The following is a 26371-nucleotide window of genomic DNA, read 5'->3' as shown; positions in this document are numbered from 1 at the left end:
TTGCCGATCTTACGAAGATAGCAGTTGGTGCATATATCGGGCTTCACATTCCTGCCCCGCGCCAAAAAATGTAAATTGGCTCCGCCTTCACTTGACGGATACCCATTCACTCATTTAAGCGATCGCCTTGTTCATCAAGGGGTGTGAATTTGTTGAACCACAGTCCGGATGGTCTACACCAAGGCAGCTCTCGATCCGCCAGTTCAATATCTCCAAAACTTATTTCAAAATCTACAAGCCACTTAAAATCAGGGATAAATTCGCATTTCCCTATTAATAAGCTTTCAGAATGGCGAACCAGCAAAGATGCTTTGTTTGGTTTGAGTATTTCTGGCTTTTGGTATACGGTGAATTCAACCCGATGTTTGTCACGAGCGACTAACCAAACACTATAAATATTTCTCGTTTTATCATTTCTCCAAAGCGTGCTTTTGTTTTGCATTCTCAGGCGATTGCCCTTCAACGTCGGCTAAATTTCAATCTCTTCAGTGGTTGCAAATTATTGGTAGGCAGCATTCGAGTCCCCTCAAGTTCAAGCTCAGGGTAATTGTGCGATGTTAAGTTGGCCATCCTGCCGCCTATCTCTCTTTTGTAATTGCTAACATCATACAACATACCTCCGTACTCTTCCATTTTGCGCTTCCAAAAAATATGAATTGAAGAATAACGCAAGTGCTTAGAAATAATTCCGCTTTCATGCAATTCGGATATCTTCTCGCCTTGTCTTCTGCGATAGGCAACAATCCAGGCAGCACGAATTAGTTTATCGCGCTTGTAGTCTTCAATTTCACTATCTATTTGCTTGTATTTCAGTTCAGTTAAATGTAAGTATTTAGTGAGTATTTTTGCCGCATCTTCCGGGTATGGGATAGGACATGGAGGATACCACGCACCAGGAATGTGAATTTTGTCTCTACAGTTCAACCGATATTTCTTTGCCTGTCTCCCTGCTTGGCTTAAAGATATTTCACGAGTTCTACCACAATCACATTGGAATAACCAAAGGGGTTTACCTTGAGAGTCCTTTCTTCCGGTTAAGGCGATCGCCACCAAGCTATCAAATCTAATTCCCGTTATGTCTTTGGGACGACGTTTGTTATCTACCAATCCATTTTTTCTTTTGCACCCACAAGAAACTTGCCCGCCATTTTTTCTATCAAAAGCACCTCTAGGTACTTGAATTTCTTTGCCACAGTCACAACGCAACCGCCATAAATAACGGTAGGAAAGTTTATTGTTACTCTTTTGGTACGTAGTGCGATCGCCATGCCCTAAAACCGTAAGCATTCCAAAGCGTCGTCCCGTACAATCAGGTTTTGATACCATCTTCGACTAACACAAAATTATCAATTTCAGAACAAAAGTGAAGACCGAAAATATGCACACCACCAGGAATAAAACTCATAATGGCGATCGCCTTCACTAAAACAAACAACCCCTGCTTAAAAATCTTCTCATTTTTTGGATATAACAAATACTCATCTCCCCTTGCCATAATTCCTTTAGGATGCTCAATGCTCAAATCATCACCATGCTGTAGCCACTGCCATTCAGCTTGATTAACGCCACCTCTTTTGCTAATGCATTTAATGAATCGGGGTACATTGTGATGCAATAGCGATCGCATCTGTAACAACCACCTTTGATCGTTGTTCATAAAATACTAGTCTAATTTTTTACAAATTTTTTACGCAAGTTTTACCCATATCTGCACACACTAGTATATATTAGATACAGGTAAACAGCCGCTACAAAACATTGTTTGCTGCCTCGCTACAAAAAGGAATCTTTATGAAGTCTGAATCTATCGTCATAGTTGCTCTAATCGTCGCTTTAATCGTTCTATTCGATGCGCTCAAAAGACTAGCTACCCCAATCATTAAGCACTACTGGGCAAAATATCAGCATTACAAAATGATTGAAGCTCGTCGCAAGGAATTTTATTATGGCTTGGGTGTACTTATGCGGAAATCTGTATAATTAGATGGGGCGATCGCCTTCACTTGAACAGCCGCTTGGGAAAACAGCGCACATTTGCCAGTACATTATCAACGCCTGCTAGAAGGTAATGGACACAGTGCGGGAAGCAGGGAATCAATACTAGCGGTAATTTATAGGTAAGATACATAATTAATCAGGCTATCTGTTGGCGTAACCCGCCCCAAGTATCGCTTCACCAATCAAAACAAGGCGCAAATATGGCGATTGCTGAACTATTCTTAAATCTTCACAATTACAAAAGCACGCTAAATTTTTCCGAAAACGATGATTGGGAATTGGGGGCGATCGCCTCTTTATTCCCTCTCAATTTCGATGAAACCGGGAATCAATTAAAAGCCATTTTAGAGAAACGTTACACAGATGGCATTTCAGGTTTTGAAGGGGTGAAGGTTCAGGGTAGCAAAATCGTTGGGGTATTTTACGATATTGTTAGCCCATCTCTTACCAAAAAATTCAACTTTTCAATTGATGCAACGTCTGGAGGCGTTGACTACACGCAAATTGATACTGGCAGTTTGGAGCAAAATTTCTCTGAGTACAATTTTGCTGCGCCTGCTAAAAAATCTAAGCAATGTATAGAGGGTAAATCTTCGGAGTGTACCCGTTCAGATGGAAGCACTTACTGTATTAAGTTAGGGTATAAATGCAAATCGGTGGGGTTGAATGAAAGCGAAAAGGCGATCGCCAAATCTATTACCAACAAAATCCAGGTTAGTCCAACTACTTCAGTCCCCGTATTGCGATCGGGCGTGGCAGATGTGCCAGTATCAGAGTTAAATCTTGACCCGCAACGCTTCCAGTACAAGCTGGTACACGGAAAAACCGGGGTATCTGGTTCCTTGACTGGGGTGAAAAAGTTTGACCCTGAGTTAGCGGGGATTGTGCAAGTATGGCAAGATCCGGCGGATGGGAAGACTTACGTTATTAATGGACATAACCGCGTTAATCTTGCCAAGGATGCGGGAACAGATGAAGTTACAGTGCGATTTATCAAGGCTAAGTCAGCAGAGGAGGCGCGTTCAGTTGGCGCATTGACGAATATAGCCGAAGGTCGAGGGAACGCACTTGATGCTGCTAAGTTCTTTCGTGACACTGGGCTAACGCAGCAGGATTTGGAAGCTAAGGGCATCCCTTTGCGCGAAAAGATTGCGACGGATGGGATTGCCTTGGCATCGCTCAATGATGGATTATTTCAAAGGGTAGCAGTTGGCGAAATGCCAGTAGAACGGGCTGTAGTGATTGGGGCAAAAGTTAAAGACCCGCAGCTACAATCTGATCTTGTAAAATTAATTGAAGACCACGAGAAAAAAGGGAAGAAGGTAACAAACGATACTATCAGCGAATTGGCTGATGATGTTAACGCTGCCCCAACGAAAGAAGAAGGGGGTGGGTTGCTGGGGTTACTTGGATTTGAACCAAACCAGCGATCGCTTGCCATTGAAAAAGCAGAAGTGCAAAGCGACATCAAGCGCAGGTTGTCTCGTGAGAAAAAACTGTTTGGCGTAGTGAGCAAGTCAACCGCCGCTAAACAATTAGAGAAAGCTGGTAACAAAATTGATATTGAGGGGAGCAAGCAGACTTCCCAATCGGCAGATTTAGCTTTACGAGTGTTTGACCAAGAAAAAACTTACACTGGTGCAATTAGCACAGCCTTAAATAAAGCTGCTGGGCGTATAGCTGACGGTGAAAATCCTAAAAAAGTGAAAGATGAAACTTATGCAGAAATCCTTAAACAAATTCAAGAAACTTACTCAGGAGGAAAAAGATCGGGTGTTAAACGAAGTGAAGATGGCGATGGAAGCCCAGCAGGACAAGGCAGCCTCTTCTAAAACATGATTGAAAAAGAACGGCTAGGCAAAGTTGCTTATCATGCTTACTGCAATGCTTGTAACTACAAAACTTTCCAAGACCACCAGATGGAGTTTTGGGATGATTTAGACCCAACAGATAAGCAAAAATGGATAGAAGTGGCTCAATCAGTTTTATTCAATTACAAGCTTCCATTTAAAGAATTATTTCAATCGCTAGATGGTCAAACCTCAATCAATCTAGTCAAACCCGAAAAATCTCAGATAGGTGACTATGTAAGTTTTGAAGATTTGGTAGCATTTGGCGCAATATTTTATAGCATAGATGGTAAGCCGTGCGCTGACAGCCCATTTCATGGTTATATACTTGAGAGTTACATGCTTGAAACTCCTTGCGACCCCGGATTTAAGAGAATAAAGTGAAACCTTAAAAGGTGAAAGTGATCGCCTCTCGCAAACTTACAAATTAAAACTATGACTTACAAAATATTGAATGGTGCTGTCATCGAAAAATCAAAATCTGAAGGATGGAGCGAAATACAGGAATCGGGTATGCATCTTTGGGGATATAAAACACCAAAAGATGTTATGCCACAACCAATTCCAATGGACGCAAGTATTACAGATATTTGTCAAAGAGCAGGGGCAACAATCGGAGCGTCAGGAGAATACGTAGCAGAGGCGATCGCCTGTTTGATAAAAACTCCAGATTTAATCACCTTTGAAACGATTGGGTCTAAAATTGGAGTCAAGCCGCGCATCAAGCAAAACAAAAAAGCACGGCAGTCTAGAGCTAAAAATGCGCGGAAAGTATGGGGATTTAGATGAAATCTTGGGACAGTTTTCTTTTAACCTGGAACTGCACGTGTAAACCAGCAAGCATATAGCTATATAAATATCATAACTCCAAAAATTCAATCGCCAAATCCGTAATATTCCTTTCATCAGTCTTTGGCAGCCTCCCTTCTGGCAATATCTGCCTTTGAGGCATTTTTCTTGTACCCCTTTGGTGAAATTCAGACGGGAACGCCACCACGATTTTTACCGCCTTCCCTTGAACGATCGCCCTTGGGCTACTTCTCATGCTCCCAGTGCGCGTTAAAATTTTCAGGGGATATCCTAAGCGTTCTTTTTGGGCGATCGTCGCTGGGGACAGTGAAACCCATTTTTTACCATAAGGATCTGTCTCTGTTCTGAAACTCTGTTCTGCCCTTTTTAGTAAATATCCCCCAGTATTCTCTAAGAACTCGGTGGGGTTAGAAAGTTTCCCACCTAACCGCCCAAGAGGACGTAGAATTGGATTTAAATCTGCAAAAACTTGGATCATGGAAATTGCACTCAGGGATAAAAATTACAACGCGGAACACTTAACAGATTTAAATTACTTAGCGCTTGGTAATTTATTTATTGATGATAGTGGTAATTTTTCGCTTACGGAGGTTGAAAATTACGAATCATTGTCACAATCTGATAAATTGCGATTGACTAAGCCAATCATGAAACGGTTGATTGATCCAAAAGAGAAAGCCGCGATCGCGTCTTCCTTATCTGCAATTTTCCCCAGCCTGCCAAGGGAGTTGGTGAGCTATCGCGGGGAGGGGGATTTTACACTCAATATTACCCTTGAGGAATTATTGAGATTATCTTTGGCTGTGGCCAATGCTGTGGGGAATAAAGAAATGAATGCTAGCGCAAGCGCTACGCAAGCATTGGAAGAAATCACGCCTGTACAAGAAGCGACGATTGTAAGGCTTTGGGGGCAAATTGAGACTATTGAAAGAGGTATTGAATCAAACAGTTCAAATATTGAAATTCTTAATGCATACAAAGTTAGAGTTGAATCAATTCTAGAAGAATCAGAAAATTATAGAGTTACTTGGAACAGCACCAAAAGCACTAAAGCTACTAGCAAACTCCCCTCAAAAAGAAGTGTTGCACCTATTCTTGACAAAATCAACAGTTATCTATCTGCGTCAATCTTCACTGCTGCACAACCAATTTCAGAAATAGCAAGGGCGGCACATATAGCTAGGCTTGAGGAAGAATTAGTGCAAGTCAGAAGTGGTAAGGGATTTGGGAGAACATCAGCTTAATCACCTTTGCCGTTAAAACCATGCGACTGTCAAAAGCTGACCGCGAAACATTAAAAAACCTTCCGTACCCCTCGTATTTGCGTACAAAGTTTTGGAAATCTGTTCGGGAGATGGCGATCGCAAGGGCAGGGAGCGCGTGTCAATTATGCAACAACAAAACTAGATTACAGGTTCACCACCGTACCTACGAAAACCGAGGCTATGAAGACAAGCATTTGGGCGACTTGACTGTGCTTTGCAGAACCTGCCACCAAAAATTTCATCAACCATTGAAGACTGCGATCAAGAAGCCAAAAGTTAAGCGTCGCGTTCAAGCAAGAAAACCTCAGTAGCTTTACTCAAATTAATTGAAAGTACAATCAGTTACAACCATGACACGACGATAGCGGGTAGCTCCCGCTTTTCTCGTCGCGTCGTTGTTGGAGAATTTTATGGATGCACAGGCGATCGCCTCAACACTTTCAGAAAGCATTGAACAACCCGTTGAGGTTTACGAGCAATACGGGGTTCTAGTTTTAAAAGTTAAATCAGTTGATGTTAAATTGGGCGATCGCATTATTGCCCTACTGCCAACTTCATCTAAAACTGTGCAGATATCGGGCACGGGTTGGACTAAGTTTTTTACATTGACCAATGGTAAATATCAGGAGAATAGCGGTGCTGTGGTTTTAGTGGGGATTGGGATTGTGGGGGCGATCGCTTTTGTTATTGGTGTTGGCATATTTTACAAGCCACCTGCGCCCGTTGCTGCGCCACCCGTCTCAGTAAGAACATTTATTGGCACTGGCCCGACTGGATACGAGATTTGGCAAGATAAATCCTGTGTGTATATCAAAGGGTTAAGGGAGTCGGATCTACAACGGATGAATACGGACTTGAATGGGGTCAAGAAAGTTGTGAAAGAGCAGACAGGTTATAGCTGCGTACTATTTGAATAGCAAAGCAGGGTAAGCGCGACCGCCCCACTTTGCTAATATACTGGTTTTGTTGCAACTCAGGATGTACTGATTATATCTTGAGGGTTTTGCCGTGGCAGCAATTTCACCACTGACGCTGATTTTTCAGGCGGTCGATCAAGCGTCACCAGTGGTTAGAAACCTGATTGGTGATTTAAAAAAGAATTTTGAAATTGTCACCTCGCTCTCATTTGCGTATAACGAGGTGGCGCAAACTATTCAGCAATTCGCTGCCCAAGGACAAAGAGCATACAGCCTATTAATTGGCCAAAATGTTGAATTGCAACAGCAGCTACTAAGCACACAAGCCACTCTCGTTGCCACTAACAAAGTAATTTCGCAAGGAGTTGAAGTCACAGATCCAGGGAAAGCAATCCAGGCGCTTACCGATCCAGTAAACCAAGCGGTCGCTAGGTTACGCAAAGGATCGTTAGAGCTAGTGGGCGTAACAAGCAACGAATTGATACCCTTGTTTCAGATAACAGCACAATCATCTGCAAGTATCGGCGCAAGTTTAGATCAAAGCGCCGACTTAGCTTTGTCCTTTGGAAGCGCTTTAGGTACGCTAGGTATCCCATTGCAACAAGCGCGGCAAGAGCTTTTAAGTATTTATACGGCTCAAGTTACGTCAGATTCGCAACTAGCAAAGAGCATTGGATTAAATAATGAGCAAATAAACCAATACAAATCCCAAGGAATACTAGTTCAAAAGCTTACAGAAAAATTGGCTGCATTCCGCGCGGGCAATGCGATTCAGGCACAAACAATAAGTGGTATAACGTCAAACATTCAGGACGTAATAGATGAGCTTGGCAGGGTAACTGGCGCTCCACTATTGCAGCCAATTGTTACTCAATTAAATGTATTGTACAACTTTTTGATACAAAACAAAGATGCAATTCAAGACATCGCTACATCTGTTATAAATTTCTTCTTACAAATTGGCACTAAATTAGGAGAGGCGATCGCCGCCCTGCAACCAGTATTAAAAACATTAAGTGAAGCTTTATTTAACCAGTTATCGGCAGAGGCGAGTGCAGCAGCAAGCATCATCACGATATTGGTAAATGCTTTTGTAAATTTGGTGCAAGCGTCTGCCCCATTGTTGCAAGTGTTGGCCAATATCACTTTATTTTTTGCTCAGTTATCCAATAGTCCAATTGGTCAAATTGTAATTGAGGCGGGAGCGTTGCTGGCGATCGCCTCTACCTTACTCCCAGTTATTTCGGCATTGTTTGTTACGGTCACTTCCTTGATATCCGGTGCAATTTTGTTATCAGGGTCAATTGCAACGCTGACGGCAGGTTTTACGAGTTTTATAGCGGCTGCTGGGGGTGTGTCGGGGATTCTAGCTACAATCGCCAGTGGTGGATTCCCAGCATTAGCGGCAGCTGCATTAGGGGCAGTACCCGCATTGGGGACGTTCGCGGCCGCCGCCACAGCTGCTGTCGCCCCCCTACTCCCCATCATCGCTTTAGGTGGAGCAGTCGTACTAGCGCTAGAAATCAAGCAAACAGGGGATTTGCGAGTTGCTAATGAGGAATTAGAAGAATTTAGGCAGCAAAACGATCTACTTGGCGATCAATCTATTGAGCTTGCAACAAAACTTAAGACGCTCAATGACGCTGAACGCGCCAACGGCAAACTAACAGAGGAAGAAACCAAGCGCCGCAAGGGTTTGCAGCAAATCACCAAGGAACAAACTGAGGCATTGCAATCTCAAATAGCGGCTATCAAACAAGTACAGCCTGCTAATGAAGAGCAAAAACGTACTCAAGAGGCACAAGTAGTAGAGCTACAAAAGCAAATTGATTTACTCTCCAAGCTTTCTGGAGGCGTTAAGCTTACAGCCAAAGATGTACAGATTTTGGGTAACGATTACCAGCAACTTGCCAAAAAGATTGGAGATGCCCAAACACAGTTCAATTCTGGCGGAGGTGGCGACAATTCCAGGTTTCAATCGGCTGCTAAGGATGTTGTAAAACTTACTCAAGAACAGGTTGAATTAGGGCAGATTACCGAGGCACAGGCTGTTGAACAGCTTAATAAAGTCAGGAATAATGTTTCTGTTGAACTGGATGTCAGAAGGTCGGCTCAACAAGAAATAGAGAAAATTCAACAAGGTGGAGTTGAAAAGCGGACTAAAACACTAGAGAATGAGCAACAAAAAATCCAAGTAGCGATCGCCAATGAGACAACTTCTCAAGCAGAAGGTCAGCGCCAGATTACAGAGAATAAGCTTAAGCAACTGGATATCCAGTTGAAGGCAACCGAGAAAGCGATCGCCGATGAGAATGTTTTAAGAAAATCCCAAGTTGATGCTCAAGTTGCCGCTATCGACATTCAGGTAAATGAGGCACAAAAGCGGTTAGCTGATGCCCAAGGCAAAGGGGACAAAGGAGGGGTGAGGATTGCTAATGAAGATATTGCAAAATTAGAGGGGCAAAGGACAGCAGCGCAAGAATCGCTCAAGATTGATAACGATCGCATCACTCAACTCAAAGGTCAACAGCAGAAATTCTCCACCGAAATCGCTCAAACCCAGGGACAGGAGCGTACGCGAGTGCGCCAAGAACGCCTCAAAGACTTTGATGAGCAACAGCAGATATTGGATGCCCAAAATGCCCAAAGATTGATTACTCAAGAGCAATTTAACCAGCAGTCACTCGCGATCGCCCGCAACAAAGCCACCGCCGAATTAGCCCAACTTGAGGAGCAACGGGGGAAAACTACTGATAAGGAAGGATTAGAGGCGATCGCCGCAAAGGAAGCCACGATCAGGCAAAAACTTGCTGATGCCACCGAGAAATTTGAGGGCGAAAAATCAAAGGCGAGGATTGCCGTAGTAGATACCGAGCAGAAGGAATTGTCCGCCAAATTAGCTGAGGGTGGAGTAACTCAACAAGAATACAATCAGCGATCGCTGACACTAACTCAACAACGACTTGCTGCTGAACTTGATGAGGTGCAGCGTCAACGGAAACGACTGCGTGCTGGGGATACCCAAAGATTAAATGAGCTTGATGCTCAAGAGGCGGATATTAGAAAGCGGGGGGTTGATGCCACCGAGAAATTTGAGGGCGAAAAATCAAAGGCGAGGATTGCCGTAGTAGATACCGAGCAGAAGGAATTGTCTGCCAAATTAGCTGAGGGTGCGGTATCGCAGCAGCAGTACAACGAGCAGTCCTTGGGGCTAACTCGACAACGACTTACTGCCGAACTTGACGAGGTGCAGCGTCAGAGGGGACGACTAAAGGCTGGGGATACCCAAAGATTAAATGAGCTTGATGCTCAAGAAGCGGATATCAGGAAGCGAAGACTTGACGCGATCGCCCAAAACCAAGAACAGCAGGTGGCGTTGATTGAGCAAGCACAAAAGCGAGCGACTGATGTTGTTAGTCAATCAGAGAGCGATCGTTTAGTTGAAATCACCCGATTAGAAGCGTCCCAAACAATTGAAAAAGTTGATGCTGAGAAATTAAGACTTGATACGACTTCGCGTCGTATCAAACAAGAATTGGCACTTGAGAAAGATAAATTAGCCGAACTTGAGGCATTGCCACCGTTTAGTGACCCAACTAAGGAAGAGAACCGCCAAGGGCAAATAAGGGCATCTCGGCTTAAGACTTCTGGACTTACTAAATCAATCATCGATAACGAAATACAGCAGCGAGAAGCACTTTATAGAATTGTTGAGGATAGGTTAAATAAAGAAATTCAGCAGATTCAAAATAATGCTACTGCTCAAAATCAAGCGTTAGAAAAAGAAAAGCAGTTGCAAGATTTTTTAACTAAAACTATTGAGAATCAAGTTAAGTTGTTACAAGCAAGGAAAGACGTAGTTTCCTCAGTTGCAGGATTCTACGAAGGTGAGTTAAACGTACTCAAGGAAACTACTAAAAATCAGAAAGAGCAAAAGCAGATTGCTGAGTCGGCTGCATTAATTGCTCTAAATGCAGCGCGGGAAGAGTTTAAAATTCAACAGGAAATTACCAAGGAGAAATTGGAACAAAAGCAAATTGAGTTGGATTTGAAAGAGTTGGAGTTGCGAGGAGAACAGGCGGGAGCAAAGGCCGATACCTTAAAAGCACAAGCTGAACAGAAGAAAGTTGAGGCACGCCCAGGTGCGACCCAAGGTGAGAAGGAAGCAGCCGCGCTTACCGTGCAAGCGGCACAGGCTAAGGAGTCGGGATTGCAAATTAAAGGGGTGTTGTTGGGACAGGAAAGGGCGATCGCCTCTACCGAGGGACAACAGGAGTTAGATAAGCTTTCCCGTGATGCTCAACTTCAAGACGATCAAAATCGACTGAAATTAGCTCAAAGTAGAGTGAGTAAAAGTGAGGGGCGGCGAGAGACTCAGCAGTTGGGGAATGAAATTAAGGGGCAGGTTGGCGATCCTCGGACGTTGGGCGATCGCGTTAATTTTGCGGGTGTAGGTACAGACGTATTACCCCTATTGGCACAGTTAGAAGCGCAAATCAAGCAGCAACTTCCCGCTTTTGTACCACAAACCACTCAAGGGGCAGTTGCATCTGCTGTAATCCCAACACAACAGTCAGCTAAAGTGGGGGAGGCATTGCAGGCATTAGCCAATCAAAAACCAGTGGGGACGGTTATTATCAATGTAACTAATGAGTTTAGTGGGCAAGATGCGACCAACGGCAAAGCGGCTGATGTGTTCACACAGAACATTAGAAAAGAGTTGTTTGACTTAGGTACTTTGTTGACGAGATGACAGAATTTACAACAATAACGCTTTTTGATAATATGGAAATCAATATCACTAAGATTGATTGGGTTGACTGTTTAAGAAACACAGCTTTAGGAGAATCTTATGTGATTCGTTTTTGCAGTGGGAACGAATTTACGATTTATAACAAAAAACAATTTTTCCCTCTTGGAGATAAAAAATGCCACTCCCGCAAATGCCACGGGATGAATTTATCCAGTTTTGGAAAAAAGCTATTTCAATGATTAACCAAAACGATCGCTAAGTTGCTTATGTTACGCCCTGTAAAACTAATTGAGAAGATCGAAGTCGTGTCAATTGAGGATATTTGCAATAAATATTCTTTTACAGAAACTTTTTGCGTAGATAATCAATGGTGGGGATTTGAGCGCGGAAGCGTTATGGCAGTGCCGTTTGATAGAGGATGGCGTAAAACAGTTCAATGGGATGATAATCATTCCCCTGGATATCCTTTTGAAATACCAGAGATTTACTTTAGAGAAGTTAAAATCCCTTGGAATTATAAAGAAGTATGGGACAAACCTTATGTCCTACAAAAAATCTGTGTTCGCACCGACGTTTACCCTCTTATGTGGGTATTTTGGTGGTGGTATTTTAGGATTGGAGCTAGCTTGGCTTTGATTATGCGATCGCTTGTTTATCTACTGGAAATCTGGGGATTGGCTCAAACTAATTCTGGGGAGATAACAAGATGGCATAATATCAAATTTTTAAGCCAGCTACAAAAACGACTCAAATCACTTAGTTTTAGCGCTTCTATTTACGACGGTGGTTTTTGGTTTCGCATACTTGGGATTGGATTGTCTGTAGTGAATAGGGAGAAACACCCGCCACTGTTTAGCCAAAGAAATGGATTTATGAAATCAATTAAATTTGGAAAATGGAATATTGCTAAACTAAAAAATGACCCTATTAACTGAAATCCAAACCGCCCAATCCCTCCTACATCCGCCTTTTGTAAATAAACAATTACTAGTGCGATCGCCCCTATCAGTAATTGAATTATTCAACCCCAGTCATCAAAATCTGTGGCTATTTGACCCCACGCATTACGATAGTACGGACACGGATGATTACGCCTATCTGCGACTATTTCCAAAATACGAGCCGCAAGATGTTGGCTTAGGCGATCGCTCATTTAAACCAAGTTTTAGTAGGATAATCGCTACTACTTCCACAGTACAAAGAACATTTCAATCAACGATCTTTCAATCTCAAGGATTTATTTATAGAATCCTTGAGAGACTAATACTAATTGCTGAAACTAGTATTTACAACCAGTACACGCCAATTAAAATAGTTGATTTTTGTAAACCAGAGGCAATTGATGATTCTACTACATCAATATTTAATGGAGAACCTGCCACTGTGCGATTCGGAAGAATTGATATAACAAAAATCCCCGCTTTTGTGCGGGGATGGAAGGGAGAATACGTAATTTCCGAATGGGAATTTAAGTTTAGTGAAGCGAGGTACAGAAATTAAGCTGGGGTTGCAGACAAAGCTTTAGCGGCAACAGCTTTTAAGTTTTCAGCCAATTGTTCTATGGTTTGGGAAGTCGCTTCATCATCTACCGAATTGAGCAACTGTGCCTTCAGGGTATCAATTTCAGAATGAGCTTCATCAAGTTTGGCATGGTCACTAGCCGAGGCATCAAGAAGCTTGCCTACAGTAGTTGCATAAGAATTCAATCCTTCGGTAAGTGAGGCGATCGCGTCAGTCGTTTTTGTCATGGTGCTAATCACTCTTGTTAATTACAACACCAAAAGTTTAAACTATCGTCATTCATGGCGGAGGTGACGGTAGTTGACGGGATTAAACAAGACTGAGGCTTTGAAGTATTTACGAATTTCTGAACGCACCCTAGAACGATGGGTGAAAAAGTACAAAATTGCTGTCAGATACGAAAACACGGAACACGGTAGACAGCCATTTTTTGAGATGGCAGAATTAGATCGGGTGAAAAAGGAGCGAAGCCCGACTCACCACCCTGCTATATCATCGGAACTAGCGCCGATTGCAATAAGTATTGAGGAGCGATCGCAAGTTTCTTTTTGGGCGGAGTTAGCAGCACGTAGCCAATTAATGCAGCAATTAAGCTTACAATTAACTTTGTCACTTGATGAGGCGGCCGTACTTTCGGGAATCAGGCGATCGCGCTTACTCAAAGCGGCAAGATATGGGAAATTAAAAGCGATAAAGTTACCAGAATGGCGAATTCGGCTTATTGATTTGAGGGAATATATTGATAGGATATTTGAAATTTGATGAGGGGCGATCGCCCCTTACTTGTACCGTAGTCAGGTATTTGAAGGCGCAATAGAGGTGGAATTAAAACGAATTATTGGTGAAACCTGCCAAACCTACGGATGGACACTTCACGCGATTGAAATCATGCCCGATCATGTTCATGTATTTGTGCAGGCAGACCACACAACAGCACCAGTGGAGATTGCTAAAACAATGAAATCAATCTCTGCTGTGCATATATTCAGTACGTTTAAGGATTTAAAAAAGCGTAGATTCTGGGGTTCTGGATTGTGGAGTGATGGAACGTTCTACTCGTCTGTGGGTGGGGCATCAGAGGAGGCGGTCAAGCAATATATTGCCACTCAAAAACAACGTGGATAGTGTTAAATTATGGGGTTCGATGCCCCATAATTTAACCGTGCTTACATCCCCGCCCACAAGGGGACGGGGTTTTACACACGTTGAATAAACACCAGACTTACCCCTAACTTCAGGGTAAGTATTTAAAGATTTTTTCATTCTTCCCCTAATACTTGATTTAACCGTGCTTTGCGTTCTCTTCCCCTAGCTTTGTAGAAGCCTTTTATTTTGCTTCTTACAACTCTTGGATCAACATTAAACACTTCGGACTTAATTCTTTCCTTATGTTCTACTAGTTGGAGATTACCAAGGTCAGTAATGTAGTGATTGATCATGTCTTTCACGCCACCAGCTTTATCCAACCCCTTAGCTCCCCATATCTCAAGCAAAACTTCATAGGCTTCTGCTGTCGCATCTCCGCGAATCTCAACGGGTTTTACTCGCACTGCTGGAACCAAACGGCCATCATCAGCCGCAAACATACCGCGCTCAGGATGATTAGCGATATCCGCTTCTAGCTCTTGTGGCGTTTCTGGTTTCTTCCTTCTCTCAGTCATTGGTAGAGTTACAAATGGTTTATTATTCATAACATCTTATATTGCGCTAGCGCTCTAGTTAGCGCGATGCTATATTATTTTTAATATTTAGAAAAGAGATGCGCCCCCCAGTGCTTACGACACTGAGAGACGACTTCCCCGACACAGAGATTACCTGTAGAAGGAGCAACTAACATGATGGACTTAAACGATCGCGATCGCAACCCACCAGAAATCCAAAACTTACACGATTTTTTGAACAAACACCCAATGTACCAACGCCAGCTTGCTCAATTATTAGGCGTTACCAAGTCATCTGTAGAGAAGTGGAGTAGCGGCGATCGCCGTATCACTCAACGAACTCTAAATGACCTCAACAGATTGCATTATTACCTAAATCAAAATCCAGAAATTAGAGAAAATTACGTTTCAACCAGACAATGTGTGGCTTGTTAAAGGGCTGAAAAAGCAACCACACAAAGTGCAGAGATATCCATTGCCCAGTCCGACTGGGTTTTTTAATATAAAGGTGTCGAACGGTTGAACGGAGGCAGATGCTAACAGTCGCAGAAGCACGAATTCTCTTAGAGATTCAGAGTAGAGACACCATGAACGAAGATTTAAAGGCACTGGGGTTGTTTGGGTGCGATCGCTTGATGTGGTCAGAAGTCAAAAGTCTGTTAGAAATGCGTAAATTTTTAGGTTTGAAACCTGGAATTCACAGCAGAGAACAGTTTTTAAAAACTCCAAAGGAGCAACTAAATACTTTGTTTTATCGCTATGGGCTGAACATCGAAGAACAATTTCAAGCGTTACAAGCACAAAAACAAGGAACGCATAGAGTTTCGGTGCAGCTAGTTTTAGGCAGAGAGTAGGTTATGCCAAAAATAAAAACTGCAAACGACCCACTGCGATCGCACTATGAAGCGATCGCCAATCAAGTTTTACGACACAGCCAATGGAGCGAAATTCGCTCAAACTTGATTCGATCTGGAATGCGGCTTTCCAAACAAAATGTAGCCAAGTACGCCAAGTTCAGGCAACTCGCACCCCGAAAACACATCACGTTGTTGCAGCGTGAAGCATACCAAGAATTTATCAACCAATACGGTTCTCGCCCCGACTTTCTTGGGGTTGAACTAATCGAAATCGTGCAGCAACTATATCCACCAATCAAAAACCGCCCCACTCAAATTAGAAAGCGGTTTTACGCAGTGGGATTGAAGTGCGATCGCTCATCTATTTACAGCTTTCAAGATGCTTGCAAGGCAGTAGCATCATGTTTACTTTACACACCAAAAGAATGGAAATAACTAGATCCCATATCGAAAATGTTCGCCGTGTAGCTAAAGATAAAGGCATTAGCAGCCCGACATCTGAGCAAATAAGAGAGGCGATCGCCCAGTTCTACGACAGCGAGGACGCAGAGTTTAACACGGCTGATATTCCCCAGATTGTCGATATCTTGTTAGCACAGCAACCGCCCCAGCCGCTCGGCATCTTTTCTGAATTAAGTATTGTTGTAGCCGAAGAAGAAAAGCACAATTTAGTAGCGGAAACAGCCCAGCAAATCGGCGTTAATTTAGTTGCATCTGAAATCAAACAAATCGCCCAAGGCATCGCATCAGGCTTTGATAGCCGCGAACAATTATTCAATGAAGTAACAAATGCTATTGTCGCTTTCATAGAATACAGGATTGGCGCTCAAAGCGACACCCTCAAAGACGCAGCCCTTAGAATTCGGGCTAAGTTGGGCGAAGGAAACAGTGCAACAAGAGATGTTTTTCACGCCATTCGCCAAGATGTAGATTCCACAAATACTGATTTTAAAAGACATCTCGAGGGAATCACGGCACTTTTTACTATCCCATCCTAAAGCAAATGTTTCATCAATTTTACGCCCTAGCAATTGGATGGTATTGGCTGTATTTCTTCAGGGCTTTTTCTTTGTAGGGATGTTGTTTTATGGATTTTCTCAATCTCGCACAGATAGAAGCGCCGAACCCACACCTGTCAGAGATTCGATTTACCGTCAAGCCGAGTGGTGAATTGAATTTTAAGGGTGCGCCAAGTACAGATGTTATTGAGCAATTGATGGCGAGTTCTGATTATTTAGCAAGTAGCGATCGCCAAATCCAGCGAGAGACAAATAAGGCTACAGAAAGAATTAACCTACTAACCATCTGCTTCCTTGGTTCAAGCTTTATAGTGGCGATCGCTTGCTGTTTCTGGTCTGTTAATGCCAATCATGGGGATGTAAATAATAATGTCAATCGAGAATTTGTTCGGGGGACTTACTGCCGATAACAGTAGTAAGTTAAATGGGATCGGTAGCGACCCAACAGCAGTTGGCAAGATGGGCAATTCATTAGGGCGCATCAAAGAAAAGATGAAATTGCCTGAAAAAATAAATGCTCAAACTGTAATTAAACTAGAAAAGGAATTGGGTAAAGTGGACGGAGAAATTGAACTAGGGCGGCAGATAGTACAGAAGCAAGGGCAGCAATTAGACAAGCTTACTCAACTGCATCAAATAAATAGTCAGTGGGCAGAAACCACTATGAAAGTCGATCAGAAAGTGAGAGAAATTGAATCTACTCACAAACAAAAAGTATCTCAGTATATGCTTGGAGCTTCTGAAACTCAAGCGTATTTAGATGGATATCAAGAAGCATACCAGATGAGCGCGGAGATTTTCTCATAATGAATAATCAACAACCAGAGTATAAACAAGTATTCGATGACTTCTGGAAAGAGATAGTTTGCGACGAAAACGGCAAACTCAAGTTAGACCAAGTGCAACGTGAGTTATTTGATTATTGGGTAGCAATACAAAATGTTCCCAAGGTTTACTGCCAAGTAACAGGAGGACTGTTTTCTAAACTCAATACAGATGCTAGTTACGTAATCGATGCAGCAGAAGAACGCTATTCAAAACTTTATGAAGGTGGGGATTGTAATTTAACTTTAAGTACACAGCAAGCGATCGCCCTTCGCAACTTTATAAGTGAACAGGCATATCCCACGATGCACGAACAACCGGAAATCGCGGCGATCTTTGACCAACTGCAAAGCAAGGTAGGAATGTAGATGAAAAACCTTTTCTACGCCGGATGTTGTTTTAGTGGTTATTCTTTATTCCAAATTTTAGGGTTTATCACCAAAGCTTTCCCTGGCAGTCGCTTAGGCGCGATCGCCCTCATCGTTTTAGGGTTACTCATTATCTTTGTAATGGGTGTTACCAACTGGTGTGGACTCTACTACAAACGCAATGGAGTTTTAGACCGCACTCAATCAATCGTTGGATTTGCGCCAACTTTTGTATTTGGTACGTTTGCGATCGCAGCAGTGGTGGTAGGAATATATGCAGCAACTTGACGAGCTTAACGAGTCTGAGCAATATACTCTCTTTCTGCTCTTGAGTATACATTTATTTGAAGCTGCTAAGATTCGGTCTATCACTGTTGGGCAATTGTCTGTAGAAAAAGTGTTTGAAATTTGTAAACGCTTTGACCAAAAAGCTGTTCTTTATCTTATTTACGAACAACTACCTTATCCATCTGAAGACCCTAGTAATGATTTGGTTCATAAGCTGAGACTGGCTTTGCAATTAATGAAACAAGAAGAATATGCAGATACACAGTAACCCATTTTCTCGTGATAAAGATGCTTATGCTCCGTTACTACTAAAAGAACGGATGCTTATGGGACTGTTTGCTGCCACTGCGATCGCTGGTACTTTTTCCCCTGTTATTTGGTCGCAACAACTCAACGAGAGCAAATTAATTCAGCAGTTATGGGGGCTATTTGCTAGTGGATGTTTCACAGCCGCAGCATATACCCGAAAACAGAAAGAAAAAGACTACCAAGCGATCGCCACTGCAAATCACAAGATTGTCACCGAACACTTAAAAGGGGAGTTCACGTATCATCAAAGCAAAGAGCAGATTGAATCAAGGAGAAAACTAGCTACCTACATCAATACTCTGCCGATTGAGGAGCGCGAGAGGTGGATGCAAGCTTACGGATTACACGGGCTTGTAGAACTTCCTCAAGTCCAACAAGCCGTAATTGATGCGCCATCTCGACAACTGGCTGGTGGAACATCTATACCTAATCCTGACATTGCAACCGTTAATGAAGACGCAGTGCAGGAAATTATCAACCCTGGCGTGATGTCACAGCTTCAGGCAATCGCATCTCAATATCCTAAATACATCAGGCTTGACCCTGAGTGGATTGATGAGTTGTGCGACTCATCAGCACTGCATAATTTAAGCGATCGCTCAAACCATCACTTCATGCTTGTGGGCGGGACACAATCCGGGAAGTCCACTCTTGCAGGTGTGATCATTAATAAAATTGCGGCGCAGTCTCAAAAACCTGCGATCGTACTGGGCAGCGACCCCAAGGATAATGTTACTCGTTGGCTTTGTAAATTTTCCCGACGATTTGACGGAATGAAAGAGTTGTCCAACTGGATTAAGTTTGTTACTGAAGTAGTTGAAAATCGCAAAACCGAAATAGCAAAAGTTGGAAGTACAAACGGCATATCTGAAATTTTCTTTGTACAAGATGAAGTTGATACTTGCTATGGCAAGGGGCAAGGATTCCCAGGCCGAGTTACGCCTATTATTGCTAAAGAGTTACAGGCTATATGGAACTTTATTGCTAAATTTACGGCCGGTCTAAAATGCCACGGCATATTCTTAGGGCAGTCGCCATTGTCTGAAGAGACTGGATTTACACGCCCCAATTTGAAAAATCTTTGCTTTATAGCTTTAGGGCAGCTATCTTCTTATATTCTGGGCAAACCTGCTGATTTTCTGAACGCCAAACCAGAAATAATCGAGTTACTAAAACAAGTCTGCGAACTACTAGATGCCGAGGGTATTCGATATGCTCTAGTAGTTCCGACTCGCAATAATCCCTATATTGCCCTCATCCCCACTTTTGATATTACCGGGATGGAGCAAAAGCACCAACCAAGGGAATCCGAGAGTAAAGATTCCCAGTCTCCAACTTCTAGCAATTGGTATGAGGAAATCAACGCATGGGCTAAGAAGATTGCTCGTCGTCCAACTCCAGCAGAATTAAAAACTAAATGGCAAGAGCTAACAGGGCAACAATTAAGCGACAAAGGAGTGCAACTGCTTTTAGAACATCTAGGACACACGGATTGAACTGGGACGCACGTTACGGTAGGAATTATAAAAAGCAGTGTGCGATCGCACACGAAAAGCATAAAAAAGGTAAATCGTTGTGCTGTTGCTGTTTGAAGCAACGCGCTGATGAAATGCATCATACAAGTTACGGCGGCAATCGATTAGGCGATAACTGGTTTCCGATGTGTAAGCGATGTCATGAGGACGTTTGTCACTTAAACAGTAATTGGATCAAAGATAATAAAAACCCAGTTTGGGGTAACAGAAATACCCCAGAATTCACCAAAAGATTGCGCTTGGGTTATCAACTTTTATATGCTAAATGAAAAAGATACTATTTACGATTGATGAAAATCAGCAGAAAAATCTATTTGATTTATGTGTAGGAATTTTTGTTTCTATCGTCGTATTCTTATGCTTTGCAATTAATAAACCTATTCCACAACAGGCACGCGATCAAACCACAAACTTAAATACCAATCAAAATAAATGAGATGCTTGAGATTTGAGCGCTAACTCGTTATATCTAAAATCCCGTAACGTGTCGCAAAACTGTTGCCAACAACGAATTTACGCCAACTGTTGCCAATCATAAACTTGCAACACTCTTTAAACTTATTGCAATGACTATAAGAATAAATTCCGTAACGTGCTGCAACGACTAAGATTTATATAGAAAAAGAATTGCACCGAATTCAATAACACGCTCTGACTCGTGAATAGTGTGTGGTTTACTGCCGCAGATATCGCATTTATCCACGCCTCCTACCTCAAGAATTCTCCGTATTTTGTCTGTCCAAGTTGCGGCGGACGGATGCGAAGTGACAACACAACTGGCATTTGTGGAAAATGCCAAACCAATCAACGGAGTAACAGTAAGTATCGAAAAAATGCCAAGCACAAAAAATTGAAAAACTGCGACTAAAAATGTCGTAAGAAAGAAGAAACGCTTTATCTGGTATCTGTAGATATCTAGTGCGAAAGCAAGGAATATCGTGGGCTACTCTGCTCAATTGGGCGACGCATAGAAGCAGGGTTGTTGAGTGATAGGTTTCAAGAACAGAACGGACGTTACAAAGAATACATTAATCAATATCGAGAATTTTTGAGTCAGGCGCAGGAGTCAATCGAATTAAGAAGTTTGCTTGGAAATTAATTTATTTTGGTGCTTGCCAAAATTAGTCAAGTGATGATAGTATTGGTGCATACCAGAACAAAGAGGGGAAAGAAATGACCAATGCATCACTTTCTGAAAAAACCGTGGAAATTTTAAACAACAATAAAGCAACATGCTTATTCACATCACGGAGATGGTTTGGGCACGAAGGTGTAATAGATTGGTTTTCTAAAGAAGAAATAGTAAATTTTCTAAAATCGCTAGGAGAATCTCATTTTTTAGGAAAGGGTTTTTACCCCAAAGGAGTAACTGGGAAAAAACCTCCAACCCTTATTTTTCAGGGTTACGAAATAAATTACGTATATCCTGTTCCTGTTGGAACAGAAATCAATTTAGAAAATTGGACGACTGTTCGTGAGCGGGCGGATGAATATTTACTTGCTCAAGGGAAAGGATACAAAATAGTGCAGGGGAGTCGCTGCACTGTTAGCACAAATTTAGAAACTAGAGAAATGACAGTATTATATGTCGAAGTAGAGGGGCTAAATGGCTAGGCCATCTCGCTCTACTCCTAAACCCCGGTTCACTTTGCAGGTTGAGCCGGAAGACCAAGAAAAACTTAAAGCGATCGCCCTCTTTCTTGGTTACATAATCCCTAGTGGCAAACGCGCTGGGGAAGGTAGTACTTCTGCTTTGATGAAGGCGATCGCTCAAATAGATCCAGAAAAATTAAAAAAGATTTTAAAATAGTTTGCGCGGGTTAAATACCCGCTTTTTGCGTATGCAACCGCTTAAAATTACCGCACATTTAGGAAGTGCGATCGCCACTTACGATTCTTGGAGCCCAAGCCTAGATTCGCTTCTGGAGTGGCTTTTGCTTGACGAACTTAACCTCATCTCTCCTAACCCCACACCGGAACAGGTGCAAGCAACAAGGGGTACAGTTGATGACCGGATGCCATTGAGTAAGGGTGAAATCATGGGTGAATGGTATTGGAAGGTATCTTCGCCCTGTTATCAAATCGTATCTGAGTACACTGATAAATTTAGAAAGAGGTGGGATAATCATGACCAAAATTTGAATTGGAGCAAACGGAAAGCTAAGTGGTCAACCTCAGAAGTCCCAGAAAAAAGCTACGATTTACCCTTGTATTGCCGCAATGTGGAGAATATCACTTGGTATGCAGTGGGGAACAGAGAGGCGATCGCCTTCCATCGGGGTTCAAGACTGCTGCAATTAATTTCGCACGTTGCTATAAAAAATGATTGGACTTCAAAGCCATCACAATCAACCTTGCCCTAATAAATGCTCATTTGGATTAATTCAGACTCCTAGCGGGGGAGTTGTGCCGTGTCCGCGCTGTGATGGAAACGGCGAAATTTCTATGGTAAGTCATGACGCAGAGCGATTATCCGAAATTGAACGGATGTTTTTGGCAACAGGCTGGATATACCGCGATGATACAATTTGGCTTATTGAAATTTTGAAAGAGAAATTGTAGAAACGCAAAGGCAGAAGGTTATTGATATGGCTTGTTGGGGAATTATAGAAACTGAAAGTGTTTTTTACGAAATTTTTAAAAATACTCGCATTCCAATTCGCTCCATTGTTCCTTTTGTGCCTAGAGAGGAAGGGATGCCATTGTGCTACATGGTTTTGACAAAAGATTTGCCCAATGATGCTATTGAGAAGCTGTCTCGCAAAATTTACGAAGTATGGAAACCTGAGTGCAAGAACTTGCAGCAAGCACGAGATTATTTGTTGGCAAACGGGCTACCTTTGAAAACAAGCCACTTTTCTGGTGTTGGTAGTGATGATTATTTCCAAATGACCGGAGTAGCGCTAAATGCCGCGTTGCGCTTTGCCCAAGTGGAGGCGATCGCTAATGACGAAATCTAAACCAAAATGCGAGAACTGCAACCGATTGTCCGATGTGGTTTATGTAGGCGACGATGGAGACATGGGTTATGGCGATTGGATTTGCTTGGCTTGTGGAGTATATTTTTACACGAATAATCAAAGAGCAAAATAAGGGGCGATCGCAATGCTGAAGCTTACTGCCAAACTGAAAAATAGCGGAACTTTATACTGTTTTGGGTTATCAGAGACAAATTTAAATAGATTAGAGTTCAACAACGAACCTATATTTTTTGATTTTGACTACGCAGGACATTCAGACTTGTTCGGGCTGATTTTGTATTTTGATGAATTTAAAGAACCTACTGAAATTGCTGCAAATCCTCATGCAGTGGAGAGGCGATGTATTCCTTTTTTGAACGAAAAACATAATGTAACTGAAAAAACTTTAAGAGTTTTCCCAATTGCTCAAAACATAATGAAAACGCTCAGAAGTAAACCTTTGTGGAGTTTTCAAAGCAAGACTCAAATTGCTAACCCTGATGATATACAACTCTTTTTATCTGCAAGAACTGAGCAGGAACTTGAGCAATATTTTAGACGCGAGGGATTTATTAGCCCACAGACAAAAGAATACAAAGGATTTAGGAAACGATAGAGGGGGCGATCGCAATGAACACAAATAATCAGAATTTCAGAGAGATAAATGAAGTTAGGTAAAGCAGAATTAACCGAGGGGTATCCACACTTTAGACTGATATCTGAAAATGGTATTTGGGAGTTAGGTATACCAGAGATACAGACAAATGGGATAAGAGTGTGTGCTGGCAAGGTTAACAGCAATTGCTATGAAATAATTTATTATGCTGGTTTCGAGAAAGGCATGGCTTTGAGTCTGTTAGGATTAGTATCTATAATTATGTCTGAATTGTCTGAAACAGTTTCTTATCCAGAGTTCAAAGCAACGTTTCCTGTGCAGACTGTAAAGCCTATCTTAGAAGATTTGAAGTGTTGGGAGGCTTTGAATTTTTTGGCAACAGACAAAACAATAAGTGAGTAGCGATCGCGTAGTGTCCCGTAGAAAATTTGACAAAGCACATTACTCATTACTCATCCATAAACCTTTTTTTCTTTTAGCGGCGCGACGGGGAACCAATTAGATGTAGTGCGAATAATTGCGGAGAATTTTTACTTTCCAAAAGTTCGATAGCGATCGCATTACTCAAATAGCTTCAATCAGTAGCCCAATCTTGTACCTTAATATCAAGTTTATTGCCTTCTACAATAGCCGCTAAATCATCAACTTTGCTAGTAAGTCGGTCAATCTTCAAATAAACCTCTCCTCGTTCAGTGGCTACGTCTAAAGCTGCTCGAAGATCGCTAATTTCGTACTGAATCTTGAATAGTTGCTTCATCAGCCCCTCGTGTCCAATTTCAGAGCGGTGCAATTCAAGTCGCGCGATCCCCTCTTGACGGTATAATTCTTGCTGACTTTGTAATACCGCTAAATCCTGCTTTATCTCGGATAACTCCCGCTCTTGGTTATAATCGCGTAAATCTGAATCTTTACGGAGTTCTGATATTGATGTTTGGAATCCACTAACCTTAGTTTCCTCATTTGCGTTGAGAGCGATCGCTATCTGCCATCCTGCAAATAATAATCCGGCGATTGCAAATCCCCAAGTAAAGAAGTTACTGAGGTTTTCAGCATTTTTAAAATAATCGATTAATTTGATAATTACAATATTTACTGTTACTAGTAAAGCAATATATATTAATATCTTCCGTTTACTGGATATCTGTTCCATATTCATTTGGGAAAGTTCCTTCCTCTTTGTTTAATTCGTCTGCTCTTTCTAGTAAAAAAATAATTTCAGGATAACCGCAAGGAACGCCAAAAGTTATTACGTCCTTGTGTCTCAATCGAATAGAGTTATCAATTCTTTTGCTATTCACCCACACGCCATTAGAGCTTTTATTGCCCCGGAGAACTCCGTCTCTTAGTGTGTAGTAATAAGAGTCGTTTTTCTTATCCGGTGGATGCAAAATTAGCGTAGCGTGATGCCTTGAAAGAAATTTATTTACTAATTGAATATCGCAGGAGTTGTGTCTGCCGATTATGTATGAAGATTTTTCCAAATCTTGAAAATCTGGGAGAGAAGATTCGGTTAAATATATGCATAAAAAGTATTTCACTTTTCGGATGGATTATTTTGAATTGAGTCAATCTGCACGCGATCGCCTTTTACATTTGTAGAATCACTACTTCCACCTCGCGCCAATCCACCGGCAGAAGCGATCGCGGCAAGGGCTAAATTAATCCCTGATGAGCGAGCTGTTTCACTTATACTGGGGGCAAGCATGGCAGCAAGTCCAATGAAAAGCCCAATCAGCGCCAAGAATCCGGGAGTGCAAGCTTGGATGATTTCAGGTTTCACAATTTGTCACCGGGGATAACGGTAGTTAAGAAAACGTAATTGCTATTGGCTTGATAGCGTGGGTCAGATTTCACAAGCTTCATAAACTCCTCGTGTCCTTCTACAGATTGCCCCACAAGACATCCAGCGCTAGCACCGTCTACGTGTTGCATTGAATATCCGTGGTGTTGATCCACGCCAAAATCATCTCCCCGCACCACAAGGTCGCCCGTCCGTAGTCCATCTTTGTTGCGATCGCGGTATCCCACAATTTCCCCTACTTGCACCAACGCAACGTGCGTTTTGTGCCACCCTACAGACCACGCTTTGTATTGTCCAAATGCAATGCGGAAAGCACCATCAGGGTTCAATGGTTGCATAGTGTATTTCAATCCTGGTTCAGTTGTCGCTTTCCACGATCGCGCAATTGTGGGAACGCTATCTTTAATTACTAGAAGACTCCGCACGTCGTTCCATTCGTTCATCGTGTCGGCGTTGGGTGTGCCGTCTAAATCGCATCCTTCCACATAAACGATATTGGCGTGATTTTCATCGATCCAGTAATTTTGGGAGAGCATATACTTGGCGATTTTTGAAGCAAAATCACTTTTGCTCAAATCAAGTTTTGGTTGTGGGAGGGATAATAGTCGCAGTAAGTTGTCAGTTATCTCGGTGTTTTTGGTAATTAGCAAGAGTTCCGCGATCGCCCCAATCGATTGCGGCCCAATTTTTCCGTCGGCTACACCAGAGAGTAATTTTAAATCAATTAATAGTTGTTGTACTTGTATTGCTAGTTGCTTGCTAGTAGAAATTTCTTGAATAGTTACCATACGTCGCCACGATTATAATTGTCGTGGCGTTTCCCACGCTTGCTTGATTGTGCCTTGCAGATTCGGTTAATGCCACCTGCAAGGCTACTGAAAGCAGGAAGACAGGGTTTTTCCTGTCTTCCAATATTTATACTGAGTTTGTGAATGCCTAAAATTGAGCGATAATGGTTAAGCAAATATTCTGCGGCAAGACATATCCTAATTATCTGTACTGAAACGATCGCACCTCA

General features: G+C 42.3%; 41 protein-coding genes. 31 read left to right on the top strand and 10 right to left on the bottom strand.

Annotated elements, in window-relative coordinates:
- Positions 1-106 precede the first annotated feature (106 nt).
- Genes V7K42_RS01910 through V7K42_RS01900 form a run of 3 tightly spaced genes read right to left on the bottom strand, consistent with a single transcriptional unit; the run spans position 107 to position 1657 of the window.
- Positions 107-442, bottom strand: a complete 336-nt coding sequence (locus V7K42_RS01910; RefSeq protein ID WP_334913025.1) for a hypothetical protein — start codon at positions 440-442, stop codon at positions 107-109.
- Positions 443-459: 17 nt separating this feature from the next.
- The gene (locus V7K42_RS01905; protein WP_334913023.1) at positions 460-1326 is read right to left on the bottom strand and encodes a hypothetical protein; all 867 of its coding nucleotides are present in this window, start codon (positions 1324-1326) and stop codon (positions 460-462) included.
- A complete protein-coding gene (locus tag V7K42_RS01900) occupies positions 1310-1657 on the bottom strand; it encodes a hypothetical protein (protein WP_334913021.1) in 348 nt (115 codons plus the stop codon). Before V7K42_RS01900 ends, V7K42_RS01905 begins: the two co-directional genes overlap by 17 nt.
- A 134-nt stretch (positions 1658-1791) precedes the next feature.
- Here V7K42_RS01900 and V7K42_RS01895 point away from each other — a divergent pair, with 134 nt between their 5' ends.
- The 4 genes from V7K42_RS01895 (at position 1792) to V7K42_RS01880 (ending at position 4637) form a co-directional block, all read left to right on the top strand.
- Positions 1792-1980, top strand: a complete 189-nt coding sequence (locus V7K42_RS01895; RefSeq protein ID WP_334913020.1) for a hypothetical protein — start codon at positions 1792-1794, stop codon at positions 1978-1980.
- 218 nt (positions 1981-2198) lie between these two features.
- Positions 2199-3830 carry a hypothetical protein gene (locus V7K42_RS01890; RefSeq protein ID WP_334913018.1) on the top strand — a complete coding sequence of 544 codons (1632 nt, stop codon included), beginning with the start codon at positions 2199-2201 and terminating at the stop codon, positions 3828-3830.
- 3 nt (positions 3831-3833) lie between these two features.
- A complete protein-coding gene (locus V7K42_RS01885; protein ID WP_334913016.1) occupies positions 3834-4232 on the top strand; it encodes a hypothetical protein in 399 nt (132 codons plus the stop codon).
- A gap of 51 nt (positions 4233-4283) precedes the next feature.
- The gene (locus V7K42_RS01880; RefSeq protein ID WP_334913014.1) at positions 4284-4637 is read left to right on the top strand and encodes a hypothetical protein; all 354 of its coding nucleotides are present in this window, start codon (positions 4284-4286) and stop codon (positions 4635-4637) included.
- A 70-nt stretch (positions 4638-4707) separates the two neighbouring features.
- On the opposite strand, the gene V7K42_RS01875 is transcribed toward V7K42_RS01880, so the two are convergent.
- Positions 4708-5136 (bottom strand): phage virion morphogenesis protein, encoded by a 429-nt coding sequence (locus V7K42_RS01875; protein WP_334913012.1) that lies wholly within the window; start codon positions 5134-5136, stop codon positions 4708-4710.
- Between V7K42_RS01875 and V7K42_RS01870 the strand changes: the two genes are divergently transcribed.
- The 7 genes from V7K42_RS01870 to V7K42_RS01840 all read left to right on the top strand — a co-directional run bounded on the left by V7K42_RS01870 (position 5135) and on the right by V7K42_RS01840 (position 13093).
- Positions 5135-5902: a hypothetical protein gene (locus V7K42_RS01870; RefSeq protein WP_334913010.1), complete on the top strand. Its 768-nt coding sequence runs from the start codon at positions 5135-5137 to the stop codon at positions 5900-5902. The two genes, V7K42_RS01875 and V7K42_RS01870, sit on opposite strands and share 2 nt — an antisense overlap.
- Before the next feature lie 20 nt (positions 5903-5922).
- Positions 5923-6234 (top strand): HNH endonuclease, encoded by a 312-nt coding sequence (locus tag V7K42_RS01865; protein ID WP_334913007.1) that lies wholly within the window; start codon positions 5923-5925, stop codon positions 6232-6234.
- Positions 6235-6333: 99 nt separating this feature from the next.
- Positions 6334-6840 carry a hypothetical protein gene (locus V7K42_RS01860; RefSeq protein WP_334913005.1) on the top strand — a complete coding sequence of 169 codons (507 nt, stop codon included), beginning with the start codon at positions 6334-6336 and terminating at the stop codon, positions 6838-6840.
- Positions 6841-6931: 91 nt separating this feature from the next.
- Positions 6932-11593: a hypothetical protein gene (locus tag V7K42_RS01855; RefSeq protein WP_334913003.1), complete on the top strand. Its 4662-nt coding sequence runs from the start codon at positions 6932-6934 to the stop codon at positions 11591-11593.
- Complete coding sequence (locus V7K42_RS01850; protein WP_334913001.1) at positions 11590-11832, top strand: hypothetical protein; 243 nt, start codon at positions 11590-11592, stop codon at positions 11830-11832. Before V7K42_RS01855 ends, V7K42_RS01850 begins: the two co-directional genes overlap by 4 nt.
- Positions 11833-11898: 66 nt before the next feature.
- Entirely contained in the window at positions 11899-12528 is a 630-nt protein-coding gene (locus V7K42_RS01845) for a hypothetical protein (RefSeq protein ID WP_334912999.1), read from the top strand.
- Complete coding sequence (locus V7K42_RS01840) at positions 12512-13093, top strand: hypothetical protein (protein ID WP_334912997.1); 582 nt, start codon at positions 12512-12514, stop codon at positions 13091-13093. The genes V7K42_RS01845 and V7K42_RS01840 overlap by 17 nt, the downstream gene beginning before the upstream one ends.
- On the opposite strand, the gene V7K42_RS01835 is transcribed toward V7K42_RS01840, so the two are convergent.
- The gene (locus tag V7K42_RS01835) at positions 13090-13341 is read right to left on the bottom strand and encodes a hypothetical protein (protein ID WP_334912995.1); all 252 of its coding nucleotides are present in this window, start codon (positions 13339-13341) and stop codon (positions 13090-13092) included. The two genes, V7K42_RS01840 and V7K42_RS01835, sit on opposite strands and share 4 nt — an antisense overlap.
- Positions 13342-13414: 73 nt before the next feature.
- Between V7K42_RS01835 and V7K42_RS01830 the strand changes: the two genes are divergently transcribed.
- Both V7K42_RS01830 and tnpA read left to right on the top strand, forming a co-directional pair.
- A complete protein-coding gene (locus V7K42_RS01830) occupies positions 13415-13876 on the top strand; it encodes a helix-turn-helix domain-containing protein (protein ID WP_334912993.1) in 462 nt (153 codons plus the stop codon).
- Between the two features lie 21 nt (positions 13877-13897).
- Positions 13898-14239, top strand: a complete 342-nt coding sequence (tnpA, locus tag V7K42_RS01825; protein ID WP_334912992.1) for an IS200/IS605 family transposase — start codon at positions 13898-13900, stop codon at positions 14237-14239.
- Positions 14240-14373: 134 nt separating this feature from the next.
- On the opposite strand, the gene V7K42_RS01820 is transcribed toward tnpA, so the two are convergent.
- A complete protein-coding gene (locus V7K42_RS01820; RefSeq protein ID WP_334912990.1) occupies positions 14374-14805 on the bottom strand; it encodes a hypothetical protein in 432 nt (143 codons plus the stop codon).
- Between the two features lie 144 nt (positions 14806-14949).
- Here V7K42_RS01820 and V7K42_RS01815 point away from each other — a divergent pair, with 144 nt between their 5' ends.
- The 18 genes from V7K42_RS01815 (at position 14950) to V7K42_RS01730 (ending at position 23954) form a co-directional block, all read left to right on the top strand.
- Positions 14950-15210 carry a helix-turn-helix domain-containing protein gene (locus V7K42_RS01815; RefSeq protein ID WP_334912988.1) on the top strand — a complete coding sequence of 87 codons (261 nt, stop codon included), beginning with the start codon at positions 14950-14952 and terminating at the stop codon, positions 15208-15210.
- 98 nt (positions 15211-15308) lie between these two features.
- Positions 15309-15629 (top strand): hypothetical protein, encoded by a 321-nt coding sequence (locus tag V7K42_RS01810; protein ID WP_334912986.1) that lies wholly within the window; start codon positions 15309-15311, stop codon positions 15627-15629.
- Positions 15630-15632: 3 nt separating this feature from the next.
- Positions 15633-16067: a hypothetical protein gene (locus V7K42_RS01805; protein ID WP_334912984.1), complete on the top strand. Its 435-nt coding sequence runs from the start codon at positions 15633-15635 to the stop codon at positions 16065-16067.
- Positions 16058-16630 (top strand): hypothetical protein, encoded by a 573-nt coding sequence (locus V7K42_RS01800; protein ID WP_334912982.1) that lies wholly within the window; start codon positions 16058-16060, stop codon positions 16628-16630. The genes V7K42_RS01805 and V7K42_RS01800 overlap by 10 nt, the downstream gene beginning before the upstream one ends.
- Before the next feature lie 89 nt (positions 16631-16719).
- Positions 16720-17061, top strand: a complete 342-nt coding sequence (locus tag V7K42_RS01795; RefSeq protein ID WP_334912980.1) for a hypothetical protein — start codon at positions 16720-16722, stop codon at positions 17059-17061.
- Positions 17021-17458 (top strand): hypothetical protein, encoded by a 438-nt coding sequence (locus V7K42_RS01790; RefSeq protein WP_334912976.1) that lies wholly within the window; start codon positions 17021-17023, stop codon positions 17456-17458. The genes V7K42_RS01795 and V7K42_RS01790 overlap by 41 nt, the downstream gene beginning before the upstream one ends.
- Entirely contained in the window at positions 17458-17844 is a 387-nt protein-coding gene (locus V7K42_RS01785) for a hypothetical protein (RefSeq protein WP_334912974.1), read from the top strand. The genes V7K42_RS01790 and V7K42_RS01785 overlap by 1 nt, the downstream gene beginning before the upstream one ends.
- A complete protein-coding gene (locus V7K42_RS01780; RefSeq protein WP_334912972.1) occupies positions 17845-18132 on the top strand; it encodes a hypothetical protein in 288 nt (95 codons plus the stop codon).
- Positions 18119-18400: a hypothetical protein gene (locus tag V7K42_RS01775; protein ID WP_334912970.1), complete on the top strand. Its 282-nt coding sequence runs from the start codon at positions 18119-18121 to the stop codon at positions 18398-18400. Before V7K42_RS01780 ends, V7K42_RS01775 begins: the two co-directional genes overlap by 14 nt.
- Entirely contained in the window at positions 18384-19937 is a 1554-nt protein-coding gene (locus tag V7K42_RS01770) for a hypothetical protein (protein ID WP_334912968.1), read from the top strand. Before V7K42_RS01775 ends, V7K42_RS01770 begins: the two co-directional genes overlap by 17 nt.
- Positions 19934-20245 (top strand): hypothetical protein, encoded by a 312-nt coding sequence (locus V7K42_RS01765; RefSeq protein WP_334912966.1) that lies wholly within the window; start codon positions 19934-19936, stop codon positions 20243-20245. The genes V7K42_RS01770 and V7K42_RS01765 overlap by 4 nt, the downstream gene beginning before the upstream one ends.
- 904 nt (positions 20246-21149) lie before the next feature.
- Complete coding sequence (locus V7K42_RS01760; protein WP_334912965.1) at positions 21150-21590, top strand: hypothetical protein; 441 nt, start codon at positions 21150-21152, stop codon at positions 21588-21590.
- Positions 21583-21786 (top strand): hypothetical protein, encoded by a 204-nt coding sequence (locus tag V7K42_RS01755; RefSeq protein WP_334912963.1) that lies wholly within the window; start codon positions 21583-21585, stop codon positions 21784-21786. The genes V7K42_RS01760 and V7K42_RS01755 overlap by 8 nt, the downstream gene beginning before the upstream one ends.
- A gap of 31 nt (positions 21787-21817) precedes the next feature.
- Positions 21818-22339, top strand: coding sequence for a hypothetical protein (locus tag V7K42_RS01750; protein WP_334912961.1), 522 nt, complete (start codon positions 21818-21820; stop codon positions 22337-22339).
- 225 nt (positions 22340-22564) lie between these two features.
- Positions 22565-22936 carry a hypothetical protein gene (locus V7K42_RS01745; RefSeq protein WP_334912959.1) on the top strand — a complete coding sequence of 124 codons (372 nt, stop codon included), beginning with the start codon at positions 22565-22567 and terminating at the stop codon, positions 22934-22936.
- Positions 22923-23069 carry a hypothetical protein gene (locus tag V7K42_RS01740; RefSeq protein ID WP_334912957.1) on the top strand — a complete coding sequence of 49 codons (147 nt, stop codon included), beginning with the start codon at positions 22923-22925 and terminating at the stop codon, positions 23067-23069. The genes V7K42_RS01745 and V7K42_RS01740 overlap by 14 nt, the downstream gene beginning before the upstream one ends.
- 12 nt (positions 23070-23081) lie before the next feature.
- Complete coding sequence (locus tag V7K42_RS01735) at positions 23082-23552, top strand: hypothetical protein (protein ID WP_334912955.1); 471 nt, start codon at positions 23082-23084, stop codon at positions 23550-23552.
- 48 nt (positions 23553-23600) lie between these two features.
- A complete protein-coding gene (locus V7K42_RS01730) occupies positions 23601-23954 on the top strand; it encodes a hypothetical protein (RefSeq protein ID WP_334912953.1) in 354 nt (117 codons plus the stop codon).
- A 172-nt stretch (positions 23955-24126) separates the two neighbouring features.
- On the opposite strand, the gene V7K42_RS01725 is transcribed toward V7K42_RS01730, so the two are convergent.
- From V7K42_RS01725 to V7K42_RS01710, 4 genes are read right to left on the bottom strand one after another with little or no spacing between them, the layout of a single operon-like run.
- The gene (locus tag V7K42_RS01725) at positions 24127-24708 is read right to left on the bottom strand and encodes a hypothetical protein (RefSeq protein ID WP_334912951.1); all 582 of its coding nucleotides are present in this window, start codon (positions 24706-24708) and stop codon (positions 24127-24129) included.
- Positions 24683-25090 carry an FHA domain-containing protein gene (locus tag V7K42_RS01720; RefSeq protein WP_334912949.1) on the bottom strand — a complete coding sequence of 136 codons (408 nt, stop codon included), beginning with the start codon at positions 25088-25090 and terminating at the stop codon, positions 24683-24685. The genes V7K42_RS01725 and V7K42_RS01720 overlap by 26 nt, the downstream gene beginning before the upstream one ends.
- The gene (locus tag V7K42_RS01715) at positions 25087-25332 is read right to left on the bottom strand and encodes a hypothetical protein (protein ID WP_334912947.1); all 246 of its coding nucleotides are present in this window, start codon (positions 25330-25332) and stop codon (positions 25087-25089) included. The genes V7K42_RS01720 and V7K42_RS01715 overlap by 4 nt, the downstream gene beginning before the upstream one ends.
- Entirely contained in the window at positions 25329-26141 is an 813-nt protein-coding gene (locus V7K42_RS01710) for a peptidoglycan-binding protein (RefSeq protein WP_334912945.1), read from the bottom strand. The genes V7K42_RS01715 and V7K42_RS01710 overlap by 4 nt, the downstream gene beginning before the upstream one ends.
- Between the last annotated feature and the right edge of the window lie 230 nt (positions 26142-26371).

This window comes from Nostoc sp. (genome assembly GCF_036917455.1).
In the GTDB taxonomy this organism is placed as follows: domain Bacteria; phylum Cyanobacteriota; class Cyanobacteriia; order Cyanobacteriales; family Nostocaceae; genus Nostoc.
This window is presented reverse-complemented; position numbering and strand designations above follow the sequence as displayed.